The sequence below is a fragment of the uncultured Cytophaga sp. genome (assembly GCF_937863595.1).
Classification (GTDB): Bacteria; Bacteroidota; Bacteroidia; order Cytophagales; family Cytophagaceae; genus Cytophaga.
On record NZ_CALMGQ010000119.1, the window covers coordinates 1 to 9280 of the forward strand.

General features: G+C 37.4%; 9 protein-coding genes. 4 read left to right on the top strand and 5 right to left on the bottom strand.

Translation table 11 applies throughout. From position 1 onward, the window contains the following. Nucleotides 1-60: 60 nt before the first annotated feature. Together Q0543_RS10385 and Q0543_RS10390 are read right to left on the bottom strand one after the other, a co-directional pair. Nucleotides 61-2325, bottom strand: coding sequence for a Tex family protein (locus Q0543_RS10385; RefSeq protein WP_299252342.1), 2265 nt, complete (start codon nucleotides 2323-2325; stop codon nucleotides 61-63). Nucleotides 2326-2334: 9 nt separating this feature from the next. Continuing rightward, nucleotides 2335-3204, bottom strand: a complete 870-nt coding sequence (locus Q0543_RS10390; RefSeq protein WP_299252344.1) for a TraB/GumN family protein — start codon at nucleotides 3202-3204, stop codon at nucleotides 2335-2337. 90 nt (nucleotides 3205-3294) lie between these two features. On the opposite strand from Q0543_RS10390, the gene Q0543_RS10395 reads away from it, so the two are divergent. Both Q0543_RS10395 and Q0543_RS10400 read left to right on the top strand, forming a co-directional pair. Beyond that, on the top strand, nucleotides 3295-3702 hold the full coding sequence (locus Q0543_RS10395; RefSeq protein WP_299252346.1) for an outer membrane integrity protein: 408 nt from the start codon (nucleotides 3295-3297) through the stop codon (nucleotides 3700-3702). 302 nt (nucleotides 3703-4004) lie between these two features. Beyond that, on the top strand, nucleotides 4005-4502 hold the full coding sequence (locus tag Q0543_RS10400; protein WP_299252349.1) for a YcxB family protein: 498 nt from the start codon (nucleotides 4005-4007) through the stop codon (nucleotides 4500-4502). 67 nt (nucleotides 4503-4569) lie between these two features. On the opposite strand, the gene Q0543_RS10405 is transcribed toward Q0543_RS10400, so the two are convergent. The 3 genes from Q0543_RS10405 to Q0543_RS10415 form a co-directional block, all read right to left on the bottom strand. Then, the gene (locus tag Q0543_RS10405) at nucleotides 4570-4962 is read right to left on the bottom strand and encodes a CPBP family intramembrane glutamic endopeptidase (RefSeq protein ID WP_299252351.1); all 393 of its coding nucleotides are present in this window, start codon (nucleotides 4960-4962) and stop codon (nucleotides 4570-4572) included. 122 nt (nucleotides 4963-5084) lie between these two features. Then, nucleotides 5085-5315: a hypothetical protein gene (locus Q0543_RS10410; protein WP_299252354.1), complete on the bottom strand. Its 231-nt coding sequence runs from the start codon at nucleotides 5313-5315 to the stop codon at nucleotides 5085-5087. A 74-nt stretch (nucleotides 5316-5389) separates the two neighbouring features. After that, nucleotides 5390-5905 (bottom strand): histidine phosphatase family protein, encoded by a 516-nt coding sequence (locus tag Q0543_RS10415; protein ID WP_299252357.1) that lies wholly within the window; start codon nucleotides 5903-5905, stop codon nucleotides 5390-5392. Nucleotides 5906-6072: 167 nt separating this feature from the next. On the opposite strand from Q0543_RS10415, the gene topA reads away from it, so the two are divergent. Together topA and Q0543_RS10425 are read left to right on the top strand one after the other, a co-directional pair. Then, nucleotides 6073-8625, top strand: coding sequence for a type I DNA topoisomerase (gene topA, locus Q0543_RS10420; protein ID WP_299252360.1), 2553 nt, complete (start codon nucleotides 6073-6075; stop codon nucleotides 8623-8625). Nucleotides 8626-8700: 75 nt separating this feature from the next. Then, on the top strand, nucleotides 8701-9243 hold the full coding sequence (locus Q0543_RS10425; protein ID WP_299252363.1) for a hypothetical protein: 543 nt from the start codon (nucleotides 8701-8703) through the stop codon (nucleotides 9241-9243). Nucleotides 9244-9280 lie beyond the last annotated feature (37 nt).

Consider the following 9280-nt stretch of genomic DNA (forward strand, 5'->3'; position numbering starts at 1 on the left):
GTATTGTAAAATTATCAATTTTATTTTAAATTTCCTTAACTAAACGACATTGATTCATAATTATTTAAACTTCGAGATCAGCATATTTAGCTTCGACTGCATATCGCCTTCTGCTTCTTTTTCTTTCTTCGCTCCTGCTGCTGCCTGTCCTTTGGGTTTGCTTACGGCACCTGCATCGCCTTTCATGGATAAGCTGATGCGTTTGCGTGCTTCGTCTACTTCAAGCACTGTTACTTGTACTTTCTGTTGCACTTTCACTACTTCTGATGGATCGGAAATAAAACGATCGGCCAAATGACTGATGTGTATCAAACCATCTTGGTGCACTCCTATATCCACAAATACGCCGAATTTGGTTACATTGGTGATGATGCCTGGCAGCTTCATTCCCGGGCGTAGGTCTTTCATTTCTTTTACGCCTTCCGCAAATTCAAACAGTTCAAAGTTTTTACGTGGATCACGACCGGGTTTATCCAATTCTTGGAAAATATCTTGAAGGGTTGGTAAACCAACTGTTTCACTCACATAATTTTTCAAAACAATTTTCTGACGCAGTTCTTTACTGTTCATAATATCCATTACAGATGCACCTACATCTTTCGCCATGCGCTCTACCACCGGATAGCTTTCTGGGTGCACAGCAGAACGATCCAATGGATTCTCTGCATCTTGCACGCGTAAGAAACCTGCTGATTGCTCAAAGGCTTTATCGCCCATACGCGCAACTTTTTTAATATCGGAGCGTGATTTAAACGGACCGTTTGCATTTCTATAATCTATAATGTTTTGAGCCAACTGCGGACCAAGTCCGGATACGTAGGTCAACAACTGCTTACTTGCGGTGTTTACTTCTACACCTACTAAGTTTACCGAACTGATCACCACTTCATCCAAACTTTTCTTTAAAGCTGTTTGATCTACATCGTGTTGGTATTGTCCAACGCCAATAGCCTTAGGATCAATTTTCACCAACTCCGCCAATGGATCCATCAATCGTCGACCGATAGATACGGCACCACGTACCGTAACATCGTAGGTTGGAAACTCTTCACGTGCCACATCCGATGCAGAATACACGGAGGCACCACTTTCGTTTACCATTACGATTAAAATTTCTTTTGGTAAACCTAAGGTCTTTACAAACGTTTCTGTTTCGCGACCAGCGGTACCGTTACCAATAGAGATGGCTTCGATGCTATGCTTTTGACATAAGGCCATAATCACCGCTGCAGACTGCTGCGTTTGACGTTGTGGCTCGTGCGGATACACAACTGTTTCTTCCAATAATTTACCTTGACGATCTAGACACACCAACTTGCAACCTGAACGGAAGCCTGGATCGAGTGCCAATACATTTTTTTGTCCAAGTGGAGACGATAATAACAATTCTTTTAAGTTATCTGAGAATACACGAATGGCTTCTACATCTGCTTTCGTCTTTGTCCCCATACGCACTTCTGTTTCCATCGAAGGTTTTAACAAACGTTTGTATGCGTCTTTCACAGCCAGTTTCATTTGATCTGCTGCAACGGTTCTGCCTTGTACAATGATAAATTGACGCTCGATTACATCGATCGCATCTTCTTCCAAGGGTGCAATATCCAACATTAGGAAACCTTCCTTCTCGCCTCTGCGCATAGCAAGCAAACGGTGTGAAGGTGTTTTACCAATTGGTTCTTCCCACTCAAAATAATCGCGGTATTTTTGTCCCTCGTTTTCTTTCCCTGGGAACACACGAGATTTGATGGTACCTTTTTCATTAAACAATCTACGTACAGAAGTACGCGCTGCTTGATCTTCGTTGATGGTTTCAGCAACTATGTCGCGCGCACCAGATAAGGCTTCTTCAAAGGTGGCAACACCTTTTTCGGTATCAATGTATTTTGCAGCTTCTGCTTCTAGGTCTATAGAACTTTGTTCCAACATAAGAAGTGCCAAAGGTTCCAAACCTTTTTCTTTGGCAATGCTTGCGCGGGTTTTTCGTTTTTGTTTGTAGGGCAGATATATATCTTCCAACTCCGTCATGGTGCCAGCAACTTTTATTTTTTCTTCCAATTCCGGAGTAAGTTTGCCTTGCTCGTTGATGGATTTCAAAATACTTTCTCTGCGTTTGTCTAAGTCACGTAATTGCTCAAAGCGATCGCGCACAGCAGCAATTTGAACTTCGTCCATGCTGCCCGTAATTTCCTTACGATATCTAGAAATGAATGGAACGGTAGCGCCTTCATCCAACAATTCTATTGTTGCTTCTACTTGTTTGGTGCTAACTTTTAATTCAGCTGCAATCACATGTACATGTAGTACAGAAACTTCCACTTTACTCATTATTCGTATTTATTTTCTTTTAACTGGTCTTACCTGAAATCCTTCTTTACGCAGCAGCAACACCAAGCCTTTTTCTCCGGCCAAATGTGCTGCACCAACCGCAAAGAACGTAGATTTTTTTAGCATTTGCTCTTGCATGCGTTTCAACATTACTTTATTACGCGTATCCAATATTGCTTCATTAAATTCTTGAGACGTTGTATCTGCTTGTACTAAGCTATCCAATTTATCTAAGGATTCCGATAAATAAAGTTGTAACATTTCTTCCATTAACTTTTTTTCATCTTCAATATGTTGTACTTGCTCCAACAACATATTGGCTTGTTCTTGCAAACTTAATATATTCATGACAGCGAACTGCTCATCAATGGTTTCAATACCACCTACCGTATGGCCGAGTTTGGAAGCATACTCTTGCAAATACATATCGAGCGGTTGCTTTTCGTCTTTTTTTAATAAATTTTCTGAAATAACGGCCGATAAATAAATGGGTTTAATTTTATTGATTAAAAGTGCGTAGATACCGATGTGCTTTTTACAATATTTTTTTATCTGTTTGTATTCTGCAGGAGTCAATAAGTATTCAAGTGAAATGCCAGCGGGCATCATAATTTCGGAAGCATGTGCTTTTATAGCGTCCTTATCTTGCAAATCCAATTCGCCAAATAGTGCTTTGGTATGTTGTATGGCATAATACGTTGAATCTCCTAAATCAAATACACGCTTATCACGTATGTGAATGGTACCAAACAGGTATGAAGTATCGGATAATCCATTACCTGAAATTTGCCACAATAAAAAATTCTCTTGCGCATGCGTTTGAAAAATCAAACTCAAAAAGAATACTGAAAATACGAGACGTTGTAGAAGAAATTTCATTTCAACAAAAATCTTTAAACTTAAGGGCATATTGAAGTAAATAATGGTTTTTTTTCCCACTACTTTTTCTCATATTGTGGGTGAAATACTATGAAAAAACTTGCATTTATTATACTCCTGTGTTTGGGCTGCTTAGTAGCAACCCAAAACACCGCTTTTGCCCAATCAGATTCTGAAACTGCTGCTCCAAGCGATGGTGGTGGAACAAATGAGGGTGGTAAACAGAAAAAAGCACCTAAGGTAAAAAAGGACAAATCTAAAAAAGGTCAAACCCAAGCAGATTTAGATGCCGAAAGTCAGGAAGGAACGTTAAATCAAATGACTCCTGAGGCAAAAGCCTATCAAAAACAGATGGCTAAAACCAAAAAGGAAAAAGACAAACGCAATGAAGTAACACGTAAGCAAGCTGACAAACGCGCTAACAAACGTTTAAGTGGTGCTAAAAAGAAAACCACCAAAAAGAAAAAGGGCTACGTGAAGTCGAAGAATAAGAAGTAACTAATTATGAGTTATAAATTATGAATGATGAATGCCACCTCAATAGGGTGGCATTTTTTGTTAACTGATAATGATTAAAAGACTTGCTGTTGATGGTGTTTCTAACAGATCAAATCAGTGATATGGTTTAAATATTTCGCAGCGAACCAACTCAGATACCCATTCATGTTGATCCGCAATGATATTATTCAAGAAAATAAATTATTATTAGCGGAAACAACAACAATAGCACCTAATAGATTGTTTATAAAAAAATAGTGTAGTAATTTATATACAGAAAAAAATACGAAAGAGTACGATTGATGATTATTAAAACAAAGGTTTCCTTTAAAGAATATGTAACATTGCTACTTAGCTTAGCATATAAAAAAATTGTATTGAGGCTTTTACTCGGTTTAGCACTCGTAATTATTCTTTGGATAGCCTCTTATTACCTACATTTATTTAATCTTCCTAAACCTATTATTTATCAATATATCACGTTATTTTTAATTGTTATTGTGCAGCCTTCAATCATTTTTATTCTTACGCTGAGAAATTACAATTCAAGTAATTATTTACAGGAATCACTTGAGATGGAGATTACTTCAAATGAAATAATGATTACTGGAATATCTTTTTACATGGAAATTAAGTGGGTTAAATTTTTCAAAATTGTTGAAACAAAAAGTTGGTTCTTAATGTATCAAAATAGTTTATCTGCAATAATTATTCATAAGAAATACCTATCAGATATGGATACATTTAGGAAGATTGTAAAAAATATTAAAGATGTCCCCTTTTCGAATCATAAAGAATGAGAAAGGAGTGTTTGATCATTCATTGTTATTGAATCCTTTCGATTTTCCGCATACACACTTTTCCTTTCTACGTACCTACTTGCATCATCATCAACGCTGAAAAGATTATGATATCTTGAACGAAATGTATAGACCACGCCGCAAAAAGCCCTTTCGTTTCAAAGCTTGCCTTACCTAGTATGTAGCACAACAGTCCAGATACTACAACTCCACCGATACCGCTCGGAAATCCCCAATAATGAGGCAATCCAAATAAAATAGCTGATAATACTAAGATCGTCCATTTGGGATAGTGATTGAAGAGTCCACCGATAATCCCAAAGCGAAAGATTAGTTCTTCAACCATTGCGTTTGAAAATGAAAAGAATAAAATAAAAGGAATAAACCACCAACGAAAATTATTTAAACTATCTGTATATTGAACAGCCAAAAACATACATGTTGCTGTTACAAGACTCACAAAAATAAGTAATTGCAGCGCATTTACTTTCCAAGAAGTTTTACCATTTATTGCCAGCCATTTTTCCTGTACAGCAATATTAGTTAAGTTTCCAATACGGAGAAATTTTTTGCTTTCTTTATTTAGCCATACTGGGGAGATGGTTGTTGATTAAGTAAAGACATATAATCGCCAAAAAATTCTCCTTCATAGCAGAGATCAATGCATACAAAATTTGTGTTGTTCCAAAGTAAAATGCCCCCGCTACCTTGTATGATAAAATTTAAATATTTTTCTGTGCTACCCGTTTTTTTTATGATCTCCCCTTTTTGAGTTTTGATCAGTTCGCCTAGATCTGCAAATGATTTCCACAATTCAAGCGGTGCATTAAAAATACGGATCGAACGCCCGTTTAATTATTTCTGCTGTATGCATTTGAACGCCTAATTCATTCCCCTTCTTCCCCATTTAAAAACATTTTAGGGTATATAAAATGTTTCAAACTGGCAGTATTTTGAGAAACCAAGGCCCAATCATCTACCTCAAAGGCCAATTCTACAACTCCGCAGGTAGGGATATTTCCAATTTCTTTTCCTGTTAAATATTCGGAGAAATAGGTAAAGCCTGGGTTATGCCCAACAATAAAAACGGTTTGTAAGCTATTATCTAGTTCATTGACCAATCTCAATAAGGTACGAACGGAAGCTTCATAAATATCTTCTTGAAAATCAACCTTATCTACTGGATAGGAAATTTGTTCACAAATATATTCTGTCGTTTGGGTTGTACGTATAGATGGACTAGAAACGACTAAATCTGGTTTCAAATCCATTTCTGCTAACTTTCTACCCATTCTAGGAGCGTCGGAATGACCACGGTGATTTAATTCCCGATCAATGTCTTTCTGGCCAAGGTTTGGCACATCGGATTTCCCATGACGTATTAATATAAGTAGTTTTCCCATGTTCGTTTTAAAGTAGCATATTACAGAAAAAATATGGGATTATTACTTCAAAACTTTGAATTTTGATAAAAAACTAGTCGTGATTCAACAGATTGAATTGCTATATATTGCATTTTAGAAAAAAAATTATCCATCTTTGTTCTGTTTATAATTAAAATACAAGGCAAATGCCCAAGAATTTAGTCATAGTTGAGTCCCCTGCAAAGGCAAAAACCATTGAAGGTTATTTAGGAAAAGATTTCACTGTAAAGTCAAGTTACGGACACGTAAGAGACTTACAGAAAGGCGATAAGGCAATAGATGTTGCAAATAACTTCCAGCCTACTTATGAAATTTCACCCGATAAAAAGGAAGTCGTACGGGAATTAAAAAAACTAGCCAAAGAAGCCGATACGGTTTGGTTAGCGACCGATGATGACCGCGAAGGGGAAGCTATTTCTTGGCATTTAAAAGAATCCTTGGATTTGGACGATGCCAAAACACGTAGAATTGTATTTAGAGAAATCACCAAAAATGCTATTTTAAATGCGGTTCAAACTCCGCGTGGCATAGATATCGATTTAGTAAATGCGCAACAAGCACGTCGTATACTTGACCGTTTGGTTGGTTTTGAAATGTCTCCTGTTCTTTGGAAAAAGATTAAAGCAGGTTTATCTGCTGGTCGAGTGCAATCGGTTGCTGTTCGTATTGTTGTAGAAAGAGAACGCGAAGTATTGCAGTTCAACCCTACAGCTCTATTTAAGGTAACGGCTGAATTTAAAGATGGCACAAAAACAATTAAAGCAGAATTACCTGCTAGGTTTAATACAGAGGAAGAAGCTCAAGCATTTTTAACGAAATTAATCGGTGCAGATTTCTTTGTAAAAGACTTAGAAAAAAAACCTGCTAAAAAATCTCCTTCTGCTCCATTTACAACCTCTACCTTGCAACAAGAAGCTTCTAGAAAACTAAGTTTTTCTGTAGCACAAACCATGACGGTTGCGCAACGTTTGTATGAAGCTGGTAAGATTTCCTATATGAGAACCGATTCGGTAAACTTATCGGATTTCGCCATTGATGCAGCAAAGAATACCATTACAGCAAATTATGGTGCAGAGTATTCTTTCACTAGAAGATATAAAAGTAAAAACGAAAATGCACAAGAAGCCCACGAAGCAATTCGACCAACGGATTTCAATGTGCAGAATGCAAGTGCGGATCGCAACGAACAACGTTTATACGATCTAATTTGGAAACGTGCCATCTCCTCTCAAATGGCCGATGCACGTTTGGAACGTACCGTAGTAATGATCGGTAACAATAAAGCACCAGAGAATTTTATTGCAACGGGTGAAGTAATTACGTTTGAAGGTTTCTTAAAAGTATATCTTGAATCGAAAGACGACGAAGATGAAGATGAGGAAACGGAAGAAACAGAAGCAAAACCAGGAGCTGCTGCAACTGCGACCCTTCCTCCATTAAAAGTAGATCAAAAATTAGGCTTAAATCACATTGTTGCTATAGAACGCTATACCCGTCCGCCGTCTAGATACACAGAAGCGAGCTTGGTTAAGAAATTAGAAGAAATGGGTATTGGTAGACCATCTACCTATGCACCGACTATTTCTACGATTCAAAAAAGAGGTTATGTAATTAAGGAAGATCGCGATGGTAGAGAGCGCAAGCTTACACAATTGACATTAAAAAATAATGCAGTAAATACTGCTGTTATTACAGAAAATACGGGACAAGAAAAGTCTAAATTATTCCCGACAGATCTTGCCATGATTACCAATGATTTTTTGGTAGAACATTTTCCAAGAGTGACCGATTTCAATTTTACCGCAATGGTAGAAAAAGAATTTGATGACATTGCGGAAGGAAAGATTGAATGGCAAAGTATGTTAAAAGGCTTCTATGGTGATTTCCATGAGCAAGTTTTAAAAACAGAACACATTGAACGTTCCAGCGTAAATACATCTCGTATATTAGGTGTGCATCCAGAAACGGGAGAACAAATTCTTACTCGTTTGGGTCGCTACGGTCCATTTGTACAAATTGGTGAAGCAGACGAAGAGAAAGAAATCAAACCGAAGTATGCAAGTTTACGCAAAGGTCAGTTGATTGAAACCATTACCCTTGAAGAAGCATTGGAATTATTTAAACTACCAAGAGAAATTGGTATGTATGAAGAAAAACCAATGGTTGTAGCAATCGGTCGCTTTGGGCCTTACATACGCCACAATAGTAAGTTTGTATCTATACCAAAAATTGATGATGTAATGACGATCGATTCGGATCGTTGTGTAGAATTGATTTTGGCAAAACGTCAATCGGATGCAGAAAAACTCATACTTGAATTCCCAGAAAGTGAATACGTAAAAGTATTGAAAGGCCGTTGGGGACCATACTTAGCAATTGGTAAAAACAATTTCAAATTACCAAAAGATAAAGAGCCTGCAGAATTAACATATGCAGAATGTCTTGGTATAGCTGGCTTAGACCATGACCCTACGGATGTAGATGCTGGATTGGCGAAACCGAAGAAAGGCAAAGGAGCTGCTAAGAAATCCGCGGCGAAAAAAACAGCCGTTGCTAAGAAACCTGCAGCTAAAAAAACAGTAGCCAAGAAAGCTGCAGCTAAAAAACCTGCGGCGAAAAAAGCAGCAGCTAAAAAGACCGTTGCTAAAAAAGCAGCAGCTAAAAAGCCTGCGGCTAAGAAAACGAGTACTAAAAAATAATTGTTCCGAATGTTGGCACGATTTTGAAGTATGTAGTATATTGTAAATAGAGTATTCATTTAACTAACACATCGTATGAAAATTATTTTCTCTTTATTAATCGGCATTGCAATGTCGCTTGTGTCACAGGCACAAACCCTAGCTCCTATTGATACAGCAACTAAAAAAATTAGTTATACAGGTGTTATAAACGTTGAAAAAGCGACCCAAGCTGTACTTTTTAAACGTGCACATAGTTTAAATGTATCTGGAAGCGGATTGATTACAGACAAAGCAGCAGATGGATATTACAGTTACAAAGGTCAATTCCCTGTGAGCTATCATGCACCACAACCTGGTTTGATGCATGCTGGTACGGTTGAATATACTGTAGTAATGGCTTGTAAAGACGGTCGTTATAAATACATCATCACAAATTTTGTACATGCATCGGATAAAGGCTCTGGTGGACCATTAGAAAAATCAATTCCTGCATGTAACAAATATGTGTTAAGCTTGCAAGGTTGGGGAGATATCAAACGCCAAACTGCGGAACAAATGGACAAACTTATTGCCAATATGAAAGTGGTAATGGGTAACCCAGAAGATAAACCAGTAAACGTAGGAAATGATTGGTAATAATTTGCCTAGGCAAATTATTACCAATCATTTCCTA

What these genes read in the sequence shown, in the direction of transcription:
- Q0543_RS10385 (WP_299252342.1), bottom strand. Translation starts at nt 2,325, where the DNA reads ATGAGTAAAGTGGAAGTTTCTGTACTACATGTACATGTGATTGCAGCT.
- Q0543_RS10390 (WP_299252344.1), bottom strand. Translation starts at nt 3,204, where the DNA reads ATGAAATTTCTTCTACAACGTCTCGTATTTTCAGTATTCTTTTTGAGT.
- Q0543_RS10395 (WP_299252346.1), top strand. Translation starts at nt 3,295, where the DNA reads ATGAAAAAACTTGCATTTATTATACTCCTGTGTTTGGGCTGCTTAGTA.
- Q0543_RS10400 (WP_299252349.1), top strand. Translation starts at nt 4,005, where the DNA reads ATGATTATTAAAACAAAGGTTTCCTTTAAAGAATATGTAACATTGCTA.
- Q0543_RS10415 (WP_299252357.1), bottom strand. Translation starts at nt 5,905, where the DNA reads ATGGGAAAACTACTTATATTAATACGTCATGGGAAATCCGATGTGCCA.
- topA (WP_299252360.1), top strand. Translation starts at nt 6,073, where the DNA reads ATGCCCAAGAATTTAGTCATAGTTGAGTCCCCTGCAAAGGCAAAAACC.
- Q0543_RS10425 (WP_299252363.1), top strand. Translation starts at nt 8,701, where the DNA reads ATGAAAATTATTTTCTCTTTATTAATCGGCATTGCAATGTCGCTTGTG.